An 18,872-nucleotide genomic window follows, 5' to 3' on the forward strand; every position below is an offset into this window, starting at 1 on the left:
TGATCTTCCCCCGATAAAACGGACACATTTTTTTTCACGCTGCCAGGGCTTCATATTCTATTGGCGAACAATAATTTATCCCTGAATGCAGCCTCGAAACATTGTAGTATTTGTTAATGTAACTTCCAAGTGTTCCGCGCAGTTCTTTATCACTATTAAATACATTACCGCGAATAACTTCGGTCTTCATTGAATGGAAAAATGACTCCATATGCGCATTATCAGTACATTTACCCGCTCGGCTTAAGCTATGTGTAATACCTGCTCGTTTTAAAGCCGTTTGAAAAACATTACCTCGATATTCCACACCTCGGTCTGTATGCAGCATTAAACCACCTTGAGGTCTTCGGTTCTTTATTGCATTTTTTAGTGTTCGTTTGGTGACTTCCATCGTTCTCTTTTTATCTAAACTCCAGCTAATAATACGCCGTGAATATAAATCCATTATTACCGATAAATAACGCCATATACCTTTCACTTTCAAATACGTGACATCTGCTACCCATACTTTATTTTTAACCAATGGCACTTCACCATCAGGTCGTAAGTTTTTACCTGTCGTAAGGAAGCGCTTATAAAACGCAGAGCGTGTCGTCACGCGCATCACTCGAGCGACCAAGCCAAGTGCACGATACAAGCGTTCAACACGTTTTTTACCTATGCTGTATCCTTGCTTTTGCAAGGCTTTAAATATGCGGGGACTACCATAGCGTCCTTTATTCTCAGTGAATATTTGCTGAATTTTCTTTTTAAGTTCAACATCCTCTATCGCTCTAGCACTTGGTTGACGTTCACACCAATCGTAATAGCCACTTTTAGAAACATCAAAAAACTTCAGTAATCTCGTTACCTTTATGTCGGCTCTGAGTTTTTCGATGAATCGATATCGGCTTGATGTTCCTCGGCAAGAAACCGTTGCCACTTTTTTAGGATATACAGCTCCTCCTTGAGCTGTTTATTTTCACGTTCTAGTTGTTGTTCTTTGGTAAGTACTTTTTTGGCTTTTGATTGGCCAGCCACTTTTTTTCGTTTATCAGCCACAATGATCCCTTCACGATATTCTTTTCGCCATCGTGACAGCATAAACGGGTGTATGTCGAGTTTTTCAGCGACTGATTTTATTGTGACGCCAACAACATAACTTAATTGAATAGCGTTGACTTTGAAGTCATTTGAATACTTCCAAGTTCGTCTTGGATTGTTGTACTTAGGCATAAGACACCTCATCTTTAGTTAGATTTTGGTGTCCGTTTTATCGGGGGAAGATCATTGTCCCGCTTGAACAGCTTGTTATGTGGCTAATTCTCAACAGCCTCAACCATATAGCTGTAATTATTAAAATCCCAGTTAATACCAATAGTTAAAGGTAAGAAACTTTTTAAAAATGGGATATTCTTAGCTGATATAGGGAAACAATCATACATTGGATTTCCCTTATCCACACTAAATTCAACTTGAAACTTATCCAAATCAAAATTCTGAAATTGAACATCAAAAACTAATTGTTCATTTTTATTTGAGTAACAGCTTAACGTTCTGATTAATCGATATTCCATAGACACATAACGCCACGTTAAGCGGCAAATAATAGCTGGCTAAAATGTGTGAGGCACGAACAACAGCCAGCTGTTATTTGTCCGTTTGAACGCCTTGTTAGCTGTTTATTACACTGTAGTAACCACTGCTGTTCCCATAACTTGAACAACAGACCATAGAACCATAAAGGAAAGAAAACCTATAACCGCAAGTAATCCTTTAGCGAAACCTCGTGATTTAAATAAATAATATGGAACACTTAAAACAGTAATAGCTACGACTAAAATATTAAATAAAGCACTGCGTTTAAAGTTATGCTCTCGTGCATCAATAATCACCCACATTAAAATTAGTACCAATCCAACAAAGGCTGATATAAGAGGGATTATCGGAGAGGTAAATAGCCCAATAATTATTCCGCTGAAAAAGGCAAAAACAACACCAGATATTATTATATTCAATTTTTGATTCATGCACCTATCCATGTGAAACAGCTAACGCCCTGTTAACAGGCAAAAAATAGTTGGTTAAAATTAGCGACGAAGGAGCAAAACCAACTGTTTTTTGTCCTTGTTTAACAGCTTGTTATACGTAAATTACGCCACAATATTCAAGTTTATTTGTGCACCGTCAGGTAAGTCTTGAATTTGCTTAGCTACATTGCCAGAAAACATAATCATTTCCTTTAGAGGGGCAGTTTTAATATTTGAAATATCATATGCTCCTCCGAGTACACCTGGAATAACTAAACAATATTTGTGATTTTCTGACAGTTTTCCAAGCTTTTCTTTTGCTTGTTGCACAAGACTTTCCATATACCAATCTTCTAAGAAATCTTGATTCTTTGATAGCTCATCCAGTTCAGCTCGATTTTGGGCAACAACCTCGCAATAAACATCTTCAGGGCATAATCGCCAATACTTTTGGGAAGTATCTTTAACTATTAGGTTTCCAAATTCATTTTCACCAACTATTTCATCAGGCTCAATTCCAACCCAGCTCCATGAATCAGTAATACTTTGAATTATGCTCATGACATCCCTTTACGTATAACGCCCAATTAACGGGCTAAAAATTGTGGGCTAAACTGAGCGAAGCGATAGCCCACTGTTTTTAGTCCTGTTAAATTGCTTGTTATAAGGTAAATTACACCTCACCACTCTTTTGTTTTCTTTCTTTTAGCAACCTGTATGCTCCATATAAATACAAGGCTGGAACAATGACAGCAATTATGAAAAATGAACTCCCAAATAATAGGATATCAGTAAAACTAATTGTATAGGTATTACCAGCAGTTTTGATGAAATTGAATAACATCCATAAACTGAAGGTTGTATAAATAGCGTGAAAAAAAATAGTAGCAAGTATTTTTGATTTATCACCAGCTACATGGTTCATCCATTCTGCAGGTTTGTTGAATAATGACATAGGCTTCCTTACCTTATAACAGTTTATTAAGAGGAAAAATTCCTTCTTTCTACAAGAGGATATTTATCTTCCATGATTTTATAATATCTAAAGGTTACTTTATTGTTCTATTTTAATCAATAAGTTAAAAATAAAGCTCGTAGTGGTTGATGTGTGAAAGAAGGCAATTTGCTCGCTTTGTTGTAGAAAGAAGGAATTACACTGAACTGTACATAACCACAGTAATTCATTAATGAACGAATAGAATATTTTGCTATTAAAAGAAACTCCTTAATAACTAGGCTAGTGAGTCACCCCAATAACGAAAAACGCGACTCAGTTACTAAGTCGCGTTTTTGATCGTAGCCATATGGCTTAACGAAGGTCTTAACCTATGTTAGTAACACCAGCCATATACGGTTGTAATACCGTTGGTATATTAATACTACCATCTGCTTGTTGATAGTTTTCTAAAATGGCAACTAAAGTCCGCCCTACTGCTAAACCTGAGCCGTTAAGTGTATGTAACAATTCTGGTTTGTTTGTTTCACTATTTCTAAAGCGTGCTTGCATACGGCGAGCTTGGAACGCCCCCATGTTTGAACACGAAGAAATTTCACGGTAAGTATCTTGTGCTGGTAACCATACTTCTAAATCAAATGTCTTCATCGCGCTAAATCCAACATCACCGCTACATAATTGTACCGTACGGTATGGTAGCTCAAGTTTCTCTAGAATAATTTCAGCGTGACGGGTTAATTCATCAAGCGCTGTCATTGAGTTTTCAGGTTTAACTATCTGTACCATTTCAACTTTATCGAATTGATGTTGACGAATAAGACCACGAATATCACGGCCACCTGAGCCAGCTTCACTTCTGAAACACGGTGTGTGCGCAGTCATTTTAATAGGCAATTCATTTTCGTCAACTATCTCGTCACGTACTAAGTTTGTAAGCGGTACTTCCGATGTTGGAATTAATGAAAATTTCTTGTTTGATAAATCTGTATGAAATAAGTCTTCACCAAACTTTGGTAATTGACCAGTGCCATATAGTGAATCTGCATTGACTAAATAAGGTACGTACATCTCTTGATAAGCATGTTCTTCAGTATGCGTATCAAGCATGAACTGGGCTATGGCACGGTGTAATCGGGCAATTTTTCCACGCATTACAGCAAATCGAGTACCGGCAAGCTTAGCACCGCTCTCAAAATCTAAACCTTTATCAACACCAAAACCTAAATCGACGTGATCTTTTACCTCAAAATCAAATTCACGTGGTGTGCCCCAACGCTTTAACTCAACATTGTCATCTTCATCTTTACCGTACGGCACAGAGTCATCAAGTAAATTTGGAATAGCACTAGCGATAGCATCAATTTTTGCTAAAACTTCATCTTGCTCTGTTTTAGCCGCATCAAGTGAAGCACCTAATTGGCTTACATGGGCAAGTAATGGTGCTATGTCTTCGCCACGCGCTTTCGCTTGACCAATTGACTTGGAACGAGAGTTACGTTCACTTTGAAACTCTTGGGTTTTCACTTGGATAGCTTTACGTTGCTCTTCTAAGGCACTTAACGTAGCGGTATCTAATTCATAACCACGTTTGGCAAGTTGTTGAGCGATATTATCTAAATCAGTTCTAAGTAGTTTTGCATCAAGCATAATTATTCACATTTTTGTTTATAAAGTTATTAAAGTGGTATTTGTTGTTCTATCTAAGCTAGGTTTATTTTACTCGCGCCATGAAAAAAATAGCGGTTATTTTGCTAAAGCGGTTACCATAAACATTCCCAGTGCTGCTGCGCCAATGCATAGTGACACATTCAGCAATATATTTATCGCGGCTTTTAGCACTTCGCCTTGTTGCAATAATAACAAGGAGTCTAATGAAAATGTGGAAAAGGTAGTAAATGCACCTAAAAAACCTATCCCTAACAAAGTTCTATGAATATTAATGTCTAGAACTTCATTTTCAATAAGCTGATATAACGAACCCATAACAAATGAGCCGATGATATTAACCATCAACGTAGCAAAAGGGAAACCTTTTCCGAGCCAATTAAGCACTAATTGCGAAATATAAAAGCGTAAGCTTGCCCCACAGGCTCCGCCTAGGGCGACAAATGCATATAAAGTAACGTTACTAATAGCGCTGCTCATGGCTATTCCTATTAAGCTGGTTTAAGTACTCGAGTTTTTCTTTGAGTTTTTTCTCTAAGCCACGTTCTGTCGGCTGATATAAACAGGTATGTGAGCTATCGGCAGTGGCCAGTGCCTCAGGAAAATAGTTTTCTCCGGCGGCAAAAGCATTTACTTCGTCATGCGCATAGCGGTACTCACTTCCATGGCCTAACTCTTTAGTAATGCTACTAGTAGCATTTTTTAAGTGCAAAGGTACATCTAAATCACAGGTTTGTTGCGCCAATACTTTTGCCTTGTTAAATGCCATATATACAGCATTACTTTTTGGAGCGAGTGCCATATAAACCGTAGCTTGGGCAATCGCACGTTCACCTTCTCCTGGTCCAACACGATGAAATGTATCCCAAGCATTAATAGCTAGTTGCATAGCGCGAGGGTCTGCATTACCTATATCTTCACTGGCAATGGCAAGTAAACGTCTCGCCACATAAAGCGCATCGCCCCCCGCAGTTAAAATTCTTGCATACCAATAAAGTGCCGCATCAGGGCTAGAGCCACGCACCGATTTATGAAAAGCACTGATTAAATCATAAAAAGCATCACCACCTTTGTCATAAAGGGCAATCTTGCTACCGGCGACTTGGGAGATTAAGTCAACGGTAATCGTTTTAACTTCCTGTTGAATACCATGTTCACCCAGCTCATTAGCTTTTACAGAGATGGACAAAGGCATAACACTATCAAGACAATTTTCAAGTAAATTCAGTAAACGTCTGGCATCGCCATCACTACGATTAAGCAGACTTTGCTTGGCATCATCACTCAGTTCTATCTGTAGCGAGTTCTCTGGTTCACTCCCACCTTCTCTTTCACATAGTGTTATTGCGCGTTGTAATACTTGGGCTAAATCATCTCGAGTTAATTTTTTTAAGGTATACAAACGGGCACGTGATAATAATGCTTGGTTTAACTCAAACGCAGGATTTTCAGTAGTCGCACCAATAAAGATGATGGTGCCATCTTCAATGTGAGGTAAAAAAGCATCTTGCTGTGACTTATTAAAGCGATGCACTTCGTCTACAAAGAGTACTGTTCTACGTTTATTGGTGCCCTGACCTTGTGCGCGCAGCTTGGCTTTATCAATAGCACTACGAATTTCTTTTATACCTGAAGTAACTGCTGATACACGTTCTATTTCAGCATTAGCATGTTGGGCAATAATTTCAGCCAGTGTTGTTTTACCACTACCTGGCGGGCCCCAAAAAATAAGCGAATGACAATGCCCTTGTTCAATCGATTGCGCTAAGGGTGAGTCGCCACCAAGAATGTGCTGTTGACCAACATAATCAGCTAAAGTTTTTGGCCGCATTTTTGCAGCAAGTGGCATAAAGCTAGTTGCTGCAGTATGTTCATCTGCTGAAGTGCTTCCTGTAGACGTTATACTTTCATCTTCTGAGGTAAGATCAAACAGTGAGTTTTGCGGTGAATTATCGCTGGTCTTCAAGTCTAACACCCTGAGGTAAGGTAAATTTAAATAACGCTGCTGCTGGCTTATCTTTACTATTAAAGTTACTCAAGCTAATTTGGCTAATTTGTCCCGTTGCATCTTGAAACGACAACTCAGTTAACTCAACTTCGTTACTTTTAATTTCGCTGAAACTAAGAGTAAGCTTTTTAATTTGGCTATTATCACTTTTTGGCATAACAACAAAACGTGAGCCACTTTTAACAACGCCCTTGTGTTCAATTACATTATATTGTTGCCATAGTGATGGTTCATCACTGGTTAACAATAAAATCGGCGTATTATGAATAGAGTTAGCCAAGCTATAGGCACTAGCCTGTTCAATAAAGGGATCATAAGACCACAAGGTATTGCCATCACTCACAAGCAAGGTTTCATCGGGTGTGATGGTTTTCCAGTTCATTAGGTTAGGTTTATTAATAGCGAGCGTGCCTGTGCCTTCGAGCAATAAATCACCTTGTGAATTAAGAATTTTTTGCTCGAAGTTAGCGCTAAAAAAAGCCAACTTGGCCAGCTTAGTGATAAGGTGATTTTTTGCTTCACTTGACGGTGACGATACTGTTGTCACGTCAGTGTTAATGGTAGATTGTGTAGCATCAGCCATAGGTTGAGCAAAGCTCAATACTGGCAGGAATATACTGCTAAAAGCGAGTGTACGAAAAAGTGACTGATTGATAAAATTGATTGGCATAGCTTTACTTCTAATAAAATGACCGATGTCAGCGCTTAGCTGACATCGTGATAAATAATAAGTGGTAACATATCAATAAAAATTTATACCACGTTGAATAAGTTAAAAATCGCGCACTGGCGGTGGCGCCAATACTTCACGTGCGCCATTATTACCAGGTGTAGATACGACACCTTGTAATTCCATTTGTTCAACAATTCGTGCAGAGCGGTTATAACCGATTCTAAATTGCCTTTGCACACTCGAAATTGAAACACGGCGTTTTTCAGTAACAAAATTCACGGCTTCGTCGTAAAGCGCGTCAACTTCTTCAGCTTCACTGCCCTCTGCTTGCTCACCTGGTAATAAAATATCTTGCTCATTTTCACCTGATAGAATCTCTTCTACATAGTTAGGCTCACCTCGTGATTTCCAATCTTTCACTACCGCATGTACTTCGTGATCATCAACAAACGCGCCATGAACACGTGTTGGTACACCAGTTCCCGGTGGTAAATAAAGCATATCACCCATGCCCAGTAACTGCTCTGCCCCTTGTTGATCTAATATGGTGCGAGAGTTCAAACCTGAAGATACCTGAAACGCCATACGTGTGGGAATATTCGCTTTGATCAAACCAGTAATAACATCGACTGATGGACGCTGCGTAGCTAATACTAAGTGAATACCTGCAGCGCGAGCTTTTTGCGCAATACGGGCAATAAGCTCTTCAACTTTTTTACCGACAATCATCATCATATCGGCAAATTCATCCACGATAACAACAATACTAGGTAGTTTTTCTAACATTGGCGGCGTTTGATCCATGCCATCATTTGGTTGCCAAGTGGGGTCAATTAGTGGCTCACCCGCGGCGATAGCATCAAGAACTTTTTTGTTGTAACCTTTTAAGTTACGTACACCAACAGCAGACATAACTTTATAACGACGCTCCATTTCACCAACACACCAACGCAGCGCATTAGCCGCATCTTTCATATCGGTAACAACCTCCGCTAATAAATGCGGTATACCTTCATAAACCGACAGTTCAAGCATTTTGGGGTCAATCATGATCATACGCACATCTTCAGGCGTTGATTTATATAGCAAGCTGACAATCATGGTATTAACACCAACAGATTTACCTGAGCCCGTAGTACCTGCAACCAGTAAATGCGGCATTTTACCTAAATCGACAACCACAGGGTCACCAGCAATATCTTTACCCAAAACCATTGCCAGTGGAGATTTCGACTCTTCAAAAGCTGGACATCCGATAACTTCACTTAAGTAGACTATTTCACGATGTTTATTAGGTAGCTCTAGGCCAATAACCGATTTCCCCGGAATTACTTCAACCACACGCACACTAATGGCAGATAGAGCGCGCGCTAAATCTTTCGATAGACTGGTGATTTTATTTACCTTAACACCAGGCGCTAAATCTAATTCAAAACGAGTAATAACGGGTCCTGGATAGACAGAAACAACTTGTGCTTGTACGCCAAAGTCGAGTAATTTTGCTTCAACTAAGCGACTTACCTGATCTAACTCATCTTGATTAATGGGGTTTTTGGCTTTATCCGGTCGGTCGAGTAAATCGATAGATGGCATACCAGCAAACTTGTCTTCTTCCACGGCAACCAAATTAACTTGGCCATTATTAGCCGTTACATTTTGCTCAACCGCCGTAAAGGTTGATGGTTCAGGAAATTGATAGTCATCCGCAACATTCGGCTTTTCAACATCAGCAAACGCGGCGGTAATTTCTTTCTCACTAACATGGTCTTGGATATTACCGACGGCCGGCTCTGTCATCAAATCTGCTATATCAATGAAAGGTTCATTTTTCGGTACATACCCTGAGCTGGTTGTTACCTGCTCTTCTACCGTCAAAGATTCTGGTAATTCAATGGTAGTTGTTTGGGCATATATACCCGAAGGTAAAGACTCAGCAGGTTTTGATTTTGCCTTTGACTTTGACTTTGAAGAGGAGTCTTCTTCAGCGCTTTCTTTAAGCTCATCTTTATTTTTAAGCATGCGGCTTTTAACCAAACGACTTTTTACATTACCCAATTCTTCTTCATCACTGCTTGTATCACGGGTACCAAAGTGCGCTTGAATTAACTTCGGAGAGCTTACCAGCCAAAGTACGCCAACAATGGCGTACTGGCCAACATTATCAATAAATTTAAGCCAAGAAAAGCCGGTTAAAAGTACAAAACCCGCACAAGTAAACAATAGAAATAATAAGGTAGAGCCGACAAAAGAAAAATACGGCAGTAATGTTTTACTCAACGCGTCACCCAAAATCCCGCCCGCTGAGAAATAAAAAACATCATCAAAATTCATGCTAGCCAGTGAGGTTACCCCAAGGTAAAACATGAAAAAACCTATGAGCTTTAAACCCAAAGTTAAGTAATCTAGTTTCATCAACTCATGAAAACGTTGAAACAATAACCAACCAACAATGGCGATAACAAAAGGTAAACTATAAGCAATAAGTCCGAAAAGGTTTAAAAAAAGGTCTGACAGGTAAGCACCAACAGCACCACCTAAATTACGAATTTCAGTTTGATAACCCGTTTGAGCCCAACCGGGATCCGCGGGATCAAAACTAAATAAGGCCAGCATCATAAACATGGCGAAGACAGTGAAAAACAATAAGCCAGCTTCAAGCAAACGTTGTACGCCGGTGAGTTGATTATTGGCTGAAGTATTTAGAGAAACATCAGAATTTTCTATAAGATCAGAAGACAATTATAAGTACCATGGACAATAATTAGGAAAAAATTACATATATATAGCTAAAGTATCAAATTAACGCTTGATTGGCAGCAATAAATTCACATTACCGCATCACGTTTCATTGTTTAATGTATCTGGCTATATTATGAAGACAGCCATAGTGTACTGGATAAATAAACAGCTTACTAGAAGCTACTGACCTTTAGAGATTACTTTACAACTGTTAGTTTGATATATAGGCAAAGCAGAGAGTCTAAAGTGTCACTTGCTTCATGAAGGTACGATACCGCTTTCTACATTTCAACCATAAAAAATCAGCACCCCCCACTAACGTTTAATAGCAAGTAAGTTGGTCGATTTGATTTCATCCATGACTACATAGGTTCTACTTTCACTTACCGCTGGTAGTCTAAGTAATGTATCACCCAGTAGCTCTCTATAAGCCAGCATGTCTTTAACTCGCGTTTTAAGTAAAAAATCAAAATCCCCTGAAACAAGGTGGCATTCCTGTATAACATCGAGATCGTCAACAGCACTGGCAAAATCATCAAATACATCTGGACTGGTTTTAGTTAAGGTAATTTCAACAAACACTAATAAGGCCGCTTCAAGTTTATGTGGATTCAATATAGCTTTATAGCCAGTAATATATTGCTCTTTCTCCAAACGTTTAACCCTTTCTAAACAAGGGGTTGGACTTAACCCTACCCGTTTAGATAGCTCTACGTTTGATAAACGCCCATTTTTTTGTAATTCAAAGAGGATGTTTTTATCAATTCGATCAATACTTTTGCTCAAGCTCATTTACATAACTCTATTTTATTGTCTATTTCTAGTATTATATATCGCCTTTCCCCAAATAACGACAGGTTATTCTACTAAGTTATTACTATACTAGTCGCATATATTACAAGCACAATCAATGTGCATTCCATCAAGCTTTGCTTAAGAGAGAAAAATATGATTATTGGCGTACCTAAAGAAATTAAAAACCACGAGTACCGTATCGGCTTAACACCTGCTGGCGTTAAAGAATTGATCGTTAATGGTCACGAAGTGATTGTTGAAAATAATGGTGGTGCATCAATAGGCTTCGACAACGAACAGTACATTGCTGCTGGCGCTAAAATCATTGACAGTGCAGCAGAAATATTTGCCACTGCAGACATGATAATCAAAGTTAAGGAGCCACAGCCGATTGAATGTAACATGCTTCGTCCAGGTCAAATCTTATTCACTTACTTACATTTAGCACCAGATCCTAAGCAAACTGAATTATTAGTTGCTTCTGGCGCAACCTGTATAGCTTATGAGACTGTTACTGCAGCTGCTGGTGGTTTACCACTATTGGCTCCTATGTCAGAAGTTGCTGGCCGTATGTCTATTCAAGCCGGTGCTCATGCGCTTGAAAAAGCACAAGGCGGTTTAGGTGCTTTATTAGGTGGTGTTCCAGGTGTTGCTCCAGCTAAAGTACTTGTTATTGGTGGCGGTGTTGTTGGTACTCAAGCTGCACGTATGGCAGTAGGTATGGGCGCAGACGTTACTATTTTAGACCGTTCTTTACCACGTTTACGTCAGTTAGACACTGAATTTGATGGCCGTTTAAAAACTGTTTATTCAACTGCTGATGCCATGGATACTTTAATTGTTGAAGCTGACTTAGTGATTGGCGCAGTATTAATTCCAGGTGCTGCTGCACCTAAGTTAGTTACCAAAGCACACATCAAAATGATGAAAAAAGGTGCCGTAGTCGTTGATGTTGCAATCGATCAAGGCGGTTGTTTTGAAACCTCAAAAGCAACGACTCACCAAGAACCAACTTATGTAGTTGACGATGTAGTTCATTACTGTGTTGCTAACATGCCAGGTGGTGTTGCACGTACATCAACAATGGCATTAACCAATGCAACTATGCCATTTGCAGTGACTATCGCTAACAAAGGCGCTAAACAAGCTTTATTAGATGATGAACATTTAATGGCTGGTTTAAACGTAGCGGCGGGTAAAATCACTTACAAGCCAGTTGCTGATGATTTAGGTTATGAGTATGTTGAGCCAGCTGTTGCCCTAAACGCATAAGCCCAAGCTTAAACTGAAATATCAAAACATTGAAATAGCACGGTAAACGCTTAATCCTTAATTAAGGCATTTACCGTAAATAGCGCACTTTTGCTTACAAATAAGCTAAAGTGCGTTTTTTTTATTTATCGTTTTATTTATCTTATAACGAACTAGCTATTTACCCCCTTGTTTTATTTCCTTATCATCCCAATTAATTAAACTATAAAATTAATTTCAAGTATTTAAGTTGTCAGGCATTAACGTGCTACAACTTGGTAAATTATCATTTTGGAGAAATCATGAGCGACGTAAGACACTGTCCCCTACTAATTTTAGGCTCAGGCCCTGCTGGTTATACTGCCGCAGTTTATGCAGCCCGAGCTAACTTAAAGCCGGTAATGATCACAGGCATGCAACAAGGTGGTCAATTAACCACAACAACTGATGTTGAAAACTGGCCAGGTGATGCTGATGACTTAACCGGTCCTGCATTAATGGAGCGTATGCAAAAGCACGCTGAGAAATTTGATACTGAAATTATCTTCGATCATATCGAGTCAGTGGATTTTTCTTCTAAGCCCTATAAATTAACCGGTAGCAGTGAATACACCTGTGATGCGTTAATTATTTGTACCGGTGCATCTGCGCAATACTTAGGTTTACCTTCTGAAGAAGCCTTTATGGGTCGTGGTGTATCAGCTTGTGCTACTTGTGACGGTTTCTTCTACAAAAATCAAAAAGTTGCGGTTGTTGGTGGTGGTAATACTGCTGTTGAAGAAGCGCTTTATTTATCAAACATTGCTAGTGAAGTTCATTTAGTTCACCGTCGTGATACTTTCCGCAGTGAAAAGATTTTAACTGATCGTTTATATGAAAAAGTTGCTAACGGTAATATCGTTTTACATACCGACCGTACTTTAGATGAAGTATTAGGTGATAACATGGGTGTTACTGGTCTACGTTTAAAAGAAACGAACTCAGAAGTTACCGAAGAGCTAAAAGTAGCGGGTGTATTTATTGCCATTGGTCACAAGCCAAATACCGATATATTTAAAGATCAACTTGCTATGAAAGATGGTTATTTAACCATTCAAAGTGGTACACAAGGTAATGCAACACAAACCAGTGTTGAAGGTATTTTCGCTGCTGGTGATGTTGCTGACCATATTTACCGTCAAGCAATTACCTCTGCTGGCGCAGGTTGTATGGCCGCACTAGACTCTGAGCGTTACTTAGACGCTCAATAATAAATGCCAAAAACTGAATATTATAAATAGTCTCTTCGACTTATTTGTATACTAAGAAACCACTTGAGCGTTATAGTTTAAGTGGTTTCTTTAATTCTGCTTTATAAACTTATAAATCAATTATGTTGGTAAGGTAATATGAGTGAAATACTGTATCAACTTGATGATGCCAGTGTAAATTTTCCGCCCGTCGACTGCGCACTTACTGAGCCAAACGGTTTACTGGCGCTGGGCGGTGACTTATCCAGTGCTAGATTACTCAGTGCCTACTCCCAAGGTATTTTCCCTTGGTTTAGTGAAGACGATCCGCTGATGTGGTGGTCACCCGATCCTAGGGCTATTATTGATATTGATCAATTGCGCATAAATCGCACCTTAGCCAAGTCAATTCGTAAAGCGCCTTATACCATAACTCTTAATCAAGACTTTATTCAGATTATACAGCTTTGTGCTGATGCGCCCTTTCGCTTTGATGAAACCTGGATACTAGATGATATGCAGGCCGCTTACATTAACCTACATGAACAGGGCCACGCGCATTCCATTGAAGTATGGCTTGGCAACGACAATAACGATAAAGAACTTGTTGGTGGTTTATATGGCGTCGCTATTAATGGCTTTTTTTCTGGAGAGTCAATGTTCTACAAAAAAAGTAATGCCTCTAAATTTGCACTTATCGCGCTTAGCCAATTATTGCAGAGTATTGGTATCAGTTTTATTGATTGCCAATTACTTAATCCCTTTCTCGAAGATATGGGTGCTAAGGAAATTAGCCGGTATGATTTCCTTAAAAAACAGCAAACGGCCAAAATAAAACCGGTACCCAATAATTTTTGGCAACCACGGGCATTAACTCTGCTTTAATTGCAGGTTTTGACCTATCGGGAATAAATTTGGTGAACTTAGTTATAATTGATAGTGAGAGTTATCAACAATTGGCAAATTATTTATGAATGATATTTCTTATAAACTGGGCGTTAGCAAAATATTTCCTTGTAATTATTTACCTGAACAAGAAGAGCGCTTACTGATAGCTATTGATGATCGATTAGCCAATAGCGAAAGTTATGGCTGGCTGATGACTCAAGGCTTTCGTCGCAGCGGCGAACAAAGCTATAGACCACATTGCCCTCAATGTAATGCTTGTCAGTCCATACGGGTAATAACGAATGACTTTCTACCATCGAAAAGCCAAAAACGCTCAAAGAAACGCAACAGTCACTTTATTATCAAACAATCAGCACAATTAAAAGACAGCTATTACCCGCTTTTTGAAAACTATATTAACACGCTGCATCAAGACGGCAGTATGTATCCTGCTTCTTTTGAGCAGTTTAAAAGCTTTCTAAGCTGTAACATAACCAAACAGCTATTCATTGAAACTTGGGCACCTGTAACGCAAGAAAATGGCCTGTGTGAAGAGACGCTTGTTTGTGTTGCCGTAACCGATGTATTAAGTAACGGATTATCAGCCGTATATACTTTTTACCATCCAGAATATAAAAATCATGGTTTGGGTGTGTTTTCAATTCTCACCCAGCTGAGTTTTTGTCAACAAATGTCTTTGCCCTATTTATATTTGGGTTATCAAATAGATGATTGTCAAAAGATGAATTATAAAGACCGATATTTCCCCTTTGAACGCTTTATTGCTGGTGAATGGTTATTAAATAGTAAAGCGAGTACTAATAACCATACAATTGCTAAATAAATAGCGGCAATCCTTTACATTAGCCAAGCAATTAGGCATCATTCGCGCAGCTTTTTTTATCGGTCAGAAAATATTACTATTACAGAATAATTTCTAGACTAATTTGCACAACATTAGAGGTTTAGCGCCCCATGGCGAAAGAAGAAAATATTGAAATGCAAGGTACGGTTTTAGATACTTTACCTAACACTATGTTCCGAGTTGAACTTGAGAATGGTCACGTTGTAACTGCACATATCTCTGGCAAAATGCGTAAAAACTACATTCGTATTTTAACGGGCGATAAAGTAACGGTTGAACTAACGCCATACGACTTATCAAAAGGTCGCATTATTTTCCGCGCTAGATAAGCCAACAAATTACTTAGATTTAACTTTTATTTTTGATGTTTAGTTACAAACTAAAATAAATGTTTAAATCGAACCAATTAAAAAAACCAGCACTCTTTTTTGAATGCTGGTTTTTTATTGTCTAAGTTTTTAGCTTTTAGCTCAGTATCGCTTAGAGCTCCTTGCTTTAAACGTTAACTCTCTGGCATTTCCAAATGGAAGGCATTGAGTTTATTGCCGTCTAAATCGCGGAAGTATGCCGCATAAAAGCCAGCCATCTCATTACGTGGCCCTGGACCTCCTTCGCAAGTAGCACCTAGGCTCAGCGCTTTGTTATAAAAGGTTTTCACTTGCTCATTTGAGTCCAACATAATAGCGATCATCGTGCCATTACCAACGGTTGCTGGCTCACCGTTAAAAGGTTTAGTGATTGAAAAACCAGCGTGTTCCATGCCTGTTGACCAAGCAACAAATTGCTCACTTTCTAAAAATCGACCTGCGCCAATACTGCCAAAAAGTTCATCATAAAAACTGACAGCTTTTTCAAAATCATTTGTACCTAAGGTGATATAACCAATCATATTTATTTCTTAAATTGAGATTATTGATTTATTTTACTCGGTCAATAGTATAGTCCTATATATGTCACTAATACGACGCTAGCAAACTTTTTTCAAATTGGGCTGCATCAATTGTTAAATGACTTGTCGCAATCATGTCATTCACTTTTTGCAGATGTTGCTCAATACTCGATAAGGTAATCGTATTGTCATCAAGATTATAAATTTGAATTTGGCTTTGATAATAAAAAGACAAAATGATTAAGGCATTCTCTTCGCCTTCTTTAGCCGCTAGTTTAATTTTTTTAAGCTTACGATAAACTAAGTTTTGTAACTGCTTAACTTGCCAAACGTAATAAACTTCCTTAAAAAACTCACTGTTTTTAATGCTATGCAAAATAGCGGCATTACCAAGTAGCGCCAAGATAACCCCTAATAAATTATATTTAAAGTTTGTCTCTGGCTCTGCCTTTACTCCATCAGTAATGACGTCAGTTGCGGCTTCTACTAGCGCATTTACCTCGCTAACATTTGAAAACCAACTAATAAGTATGGTGCCAAATAATAGTGACATCACTAATAATGAGCTAATAAATCCGACAATCACTATGTTTAAGTGTTTTCTATAACGTGCTTTGTCTATATCAATCAATTGCATGAGCTAAGTAGATCCTTGGGTATTCTTTTAAGTAAAGTAATAATTAAAAAGTAAAAGTGGCTATATTATACCAGTTTCATTAAGTTTGTGATCTTGTTGTGCGCAGGAAAAACAAATCAAAACAAGACGCTCGATTGACCAATAGCTGGCTATTGGGGTTAAGGCCTTCACCGCTTTGGCGTATTTTAACCAGCACAAGAGGTCAATAATTTAATGAAAATGGTATTAACATTTTTCAATATTCCCTTATAAATCTAAGCCCGAATGGCGTTTAACTCGCGCGCTAACCCCTTGTTGCCAAACACTTTTATTAGCAGAGATGGTCAACTGCTTTTTCGCCCGAGTAATACCAGTATAAAGTAACTCTCGCGATAATAGCTTACTGCCTCTTTGTGCTTGGTGTGGTTCACCAACTGTTGCAGAAATAACCATAGCCACATGAGAGAACTCACTGCCTTGGGTTTTGTGAATGGTCATAGCGTAGACACTTTCAAATTTTGGTAAGCGTGATGGCAGTATCTTCCTAGTGTTTTGCAACGAATCTTCTGAGCTGTCTTCAAAACACGCCATAAGATGTGGCTTGCCTGCTTGATCTAACACCCGCCAAATTATGCCAATATCGCCGTTGTACAAACCAAGTCGGTAATCATTTTCATTAATCATGATCGGCTGACCATGATAAAGCACTTGCTGATTTTGCTGAAATGGTGAGTTATTTTTGCCTAAATAAGTTTTAATCACTTCATTAATAGACTCAACACCATGATCACCTTGCCGAGTTGCACACAGCACTCTAAATTGACTTAACAAGTCAAAGGCGTCACTGACAGTTGAACAATATTCAATCGGTTGGTAATACTTTTTAACCAGCGGTGCTAGCCAATTAGCAAGGCTACCTTGAGCCAGGGTTAACTGGCTAATCTCCTCTTGGTGTTGTGAATTGCTAAGCAGTTGCCAACTCGATTTAACATCGCCTTGAATAACACTATTAGCTATTAAACCAATACCACCTTTACCGTCAAAACGCCTAGATTTAACTAAAAAAGATAAATAATTTACTTTATTCTCGATATTAGCATCGGTATTGCTATCTTGTGCCTGAGCTGAAAAAGCCTCACTAAGCTGATTATTGTTAAGCTGGCAGACTTGGCTTAGGTATTTTTCATTAATCTCACTGTAACCGCCGTGAGGACGTGGAGCTATATCAGCGAGTACGCTACCAGCCGCGACCGAAGGTAATTGATCGGCATCGCCTAATAAGATCACTTTAGCATTATCTTTTAAAGCTCTGAATATTCTTGACATTAATGGCAAATCTACCATAGAAACTTCATCAATAAGCACCACGTCATAAGCTAATCGATTGTCTTCATGGTGTCTGAAATTAGGCGAGTTTGGCAATACTCCTAATAAACGATGAATAGTTTGTGCATTGGAGGGAATTTCAGCCAGTATACGCTCGTCAATTAGGTCTTTAAAACCTGAAACGGCATTAATAATTGATTCTGATAAACGTTGTGCTGCTTTACCTGTAGGGGCAACCAAGGCAATATTTATTGCTGAATTTTTCTCTAACATAAGAAGTGCCGCTAGCAACTTTGTTACCGTATAAGTTTTACCTGTACCAGGTCCGCCAGCAATAACACTAAAATTTTTATTAATGGCATTGGCTACCGCTACTTTTTGCCAATCAATTTCTGCTGACTCTTTATCTAGAGAGAGATCAATAGGAAATAGTGTTGAAATACATTGTTGAATTTGATCATTGTTATAGTGACATTGCTGTACTAAACGTTTAGTAATGGCATGCTCTAGCTCATTTTCAAACAGAAAATAGCGACGTAAATATAACTTATCTCTGCTTAGTACCAGAAGTTGTTTATCTGCGGCTTGGATAGATAGCTCAGCCAAAAGGGCTTGCAATTGTATAAGTGGCGCGAATACAAAGCCAACATGACTAAGTGACTGCTGTTGTTGATCTTCATCTTCTGCAAATTGTTCACTTAGCATTTTTTTACTTATGACATAACCTTTGCCCCAATGTTGCTCAGCTATTTCACTCAATGGCAAACAACTATGCCCTGCGCGTAAACTTGCGCTTAACGCTAAAAACAAATGATACAAATTTAACTGCTCAACTTCATTGAGACCTTTGCCACTCGTTAACGCGGCATTCATTTCTTTAGCAAAGAAATAATCAATAGCTTCAACACCTTGGATAACTTGTTTCACTTGATTAAAGTGCTTATAAACTATCATATCAGCCATG

At 38.7% G+C, this 18,872-nt stretch carries 19 protein-coding genes; 5 read left to right on the forward strand and 14 right to left on the reverse strand.

What is annotated here, in order from left to right:
- Positions 1 to 34: 34 nt before the first annotated feature.
- The 11 genes from GAB14E_RS11660 to lrp all read right to left on the reverse strand — a co-directional run bounded on the left by GAB14E_RS11660 (position 35) and on the right by lrp (position 10,841).
- Positions 35 to 1,215 (reverse strand): IS3 family transposase gene (locus tag GAB14E_RS11660; protein ID WP_156115705.1). Its coding sequence is split into 2 segments (ribosomal slippage): positions 35 to 930 and positions 930 to 1,215, totalling 1,182 coding nucleotides; the frame shifts between segments, so codons are not numbered across the junction.
- An 83-nt stretch (positions 1,216 to 1,298) separates the two neighbouring features.
- Entirely contained in the window at positions 1,299 to 1,556 is a 258-nt protein-coding gene (locus GAB14E_RS11650; RefSeq protein WP_033082365.1) for a DUF7683 domain-containing protein, read from the reverse strand.
- Between the two features lie 108 nt (positions 1,557 to 1,664).
- The gene (locus tag GAB14E_RS11645; RefSeq protein ID WP_033082366.1) at positions 1,665 to 2,009 is read right to left on the reverse strand and encodes a hypothetical protein; all 345 of its coding nucleotides are present in this window, start codon (positions 2,007 to 2,009) and stop codon (positions 1,665 to 1,667) included.
- A 123-nt stretch (positions 2,010 to 2,132) separates the two neighbouring features.
- Complete coding sequence (locus GAB14E_RS11640) at positions 2,133 to 2,570, reverse strand: T6SS immunity protein Tdi1 domain-containing protein (RefSeq protein ID WP_033082367.1); 438 nt, start codon at positions 2,568 to 2,570, stop codon at positions 2,133 to 2,135.
- A 112-nt stretch (positions 2,571 to 2,682) separates the two neighbouring features.
- Positions 2,683 to 2,964, reverse strand: coding sequence for a hypothetical protein (locus GAB14E_RS11635; RefSeq protein ID WP_033082368.1), 282 nt, complete (start codon positions 2,962 to 2,964; stop codon positions 2,683 to 2,685).
- Positions 2,965 to 3,330: 366 nt separating this feature from the next.
- Positions 3,331 to 4,611, reverse strand: coding sequence for a serine--tRNA ligase (gene serS / locus GAB14E_RS11630; protein WP_033082369.1), 1,281 nt, complete (start codon positions 4,609 to 4,611; stop codon positions 3,331 to 3,333).
- Positions 4,612 to 4,707: 96 nt separating this feature from the next.
- Positions 4,708 to 5,109, reverse strand: coding sequence for a fluoride efflux transporter CrcB (crcB, locus tag GAB14E_RS11625; protein ID WP_033082370.1), 402 nt, complete (start codon positions 5,107 to 5,109; stop codon positions 4,708 to 4,710).
- Positions 5,093 to 6,478 carry a replication-associated recombination protein A gene (locus GAB14E_RS11620; protein WP_033082460.1) on the reverse strand — a complete coding sequence of 462 codons (1,386 nt, stop codon included), beginning with the start codon at positions 6,476 to 6,478 and terminating at the stop codon, positions 5,093 to 5,095. Before GAB14E_RS11620 ends, crcB begins: the two co-directional genes overlap by 17 nt.
- A 100-nt stretch (positions 6,479 to 6,578) precedes the next feature.
- Positions 6,579 to 7,307, reverse strand: a complete 729-nt coding sequence (lolA, locus tag GAB14E_RS11615) for an outer membrane lipoprotein periplasmic chaperone LolA (protein WP_052093676.1) — start codon at positions 7,305 to 7,307, stop codon at positions 6,579 to 6,581.
- 102 nt (positions 7,308 to 7,409) lie between these two features.
- Positions 7,410 to 10,049: a DNA translocase FtsK gene (locus GAB14E_RS11610; protein WP_081967807.1), complete on the reverse strand. Its 2,640-nt coding sequence runs from the start codon at positions 10,047 to 10,049 to the stop codon at positions 7,410 to 7,412.
- A gap of 315 nt (positions 10,050 to 10,364) precedes the next feature.
- Complete coding sequence (gene lrp / locus GAB14E_RS11605) at positions 10,365 to 10,841, reverse strand: leucine-responsive transcriptional regulator Lrp (RefSeq protein ID WP_033082371.1); 477 nt, start codon at positions 10,839 to 10,841, stop codon at positions 10,365 to 10,367.
- A 156-nt stretch (positions 10,842 to 10,997) separates the two neighbouring features.
- Here lrp and ald point away from each other — a divergent pair, with 156 nt between their 5' ends.
- The 5 genes from ald to infA all read left to right on the forward strand — a co-directional run bounded on the left by ald (position 10,998) and on the right by infA (position 15,406).
- A complete protein-coding gene (ald, locus tag GAB14E_RS11600; protein WP_033082372.1) occupies positions 10,998 to 12,116 on the forward strand; it encodes an alanine dehydrogenase in 1,119 nt (372 codons plus the stop codon).
- Between the two features lie 281 nt (positions 12,117 to 12,397).
- Positions 12,398 to 13,345, forward strand: coding sequence for a thioredoxin-disulfide reductase (gene trxB / locus GAB14E_RS11595; RefSeq protein WP_033082373.1), 948 nt, complete (start codon positions 12,398 to 12,400; stop codon positions 13,343 to 13,345).
- Positions 13,346 to 13,483: 138 nt separating this feature from the next.
- Positions 13,484 to 14,209 (forward strand): leucyl/phenylalanyl-tRNA--protein transferase, encoded by a 726-nt coding sequence (gene aat, locus GAB14E_RS11590; protein ID WP_052093677.1) that lies wholly within the window; start codon positions 13,484 to 13,486, stop codon positions 14,207 to 14,209.
- A gap of 85 nt (positions 14,210 to 14,294) precedes the next feature.
- Positions 14,295 to 15,056: an arginyltransferase gene (locus GAB14E_RS11585; RefSeq protein WP_033082374.1), complete on the forward strand. Its 762-nt coding sequence runs from the start codon at positions 14,295 to 14,297 to the stop codon at positions 15,054 to 15,056.
- Positions 15,057 to 15,187: 131 nt separating this feature from the next.
- Complete coding sequence (infA, locus tag GAB14E_RS11580) at positions 15,188 to 15,406, forward strand: translation initiation factor IF-1 (protein WP_011043571.1); 219 nt, start codon at positions 15,188 to 15,190, stop codon at positions 15,404 to 15,406.
- 173 nt (positions 15,407 to 15,579) lie between these two features.
- Here the strand turns inward: infA and GAB14E_RS11575 are convergent, their stop codons facing one another.
- The 3 genes from GAB14E_RS11575 to recD all read right to left on the reverse strand — a co-directional run bounded on the left by GAB14E_RS11575 (position 15,580) and on the right by recD (position 18,871).
- Positions 15,580 to 15,966, reverse strand: a complete 387-nt coding sequence (locus GAB14E_RS11575) for a VOC family protein (RefSeq protein WP_033082375.1) — start codon at positions 15,964 to 15,966, stop codon at positions 15,580 to 15,582.
- Between the two features lie 67 nt (positions 15,967 to 16,033).
- Positions 16,034 to 16,603 carry a DUF3087 family protein gene (locus tag GAB14E_RS11570; RefSeq protein ID WP_033082376.1) on the reverse strand — a complete coding sequence of 190 codons (570 nt, stop codon included), beginning with the start codon at positions 16,601 to 16,603 and terminating at the stop codon, positions 16,034 to 16,036.
- A 246-nt stretch (positions 16,604 to 16,849) separates the two neighbouring features.
- A complete protein-coding gene (gene recD, locus GAB14E_RS11565) occupies positions 16,850 to 18,871 on the reverse strand; it encodes an exodeoxyribonuclease V subunit alpha (RefSeq protein ID WP_033082377.1) in 2,022 nt (673 codons plus the stop codon).
- Position 18,872: the final 1 nt, after the last annotated feature.

The organism is Colwellia psychrerythraea (assembly GCF_000764185.1).
Taxonomy (GTDB): Bacteria; Pseudomonadota; Gammaproteobacteria; order Enterobacterales; family Alteromonadaceae; genus Colwellia; species Colwellia psychrerythraea_B.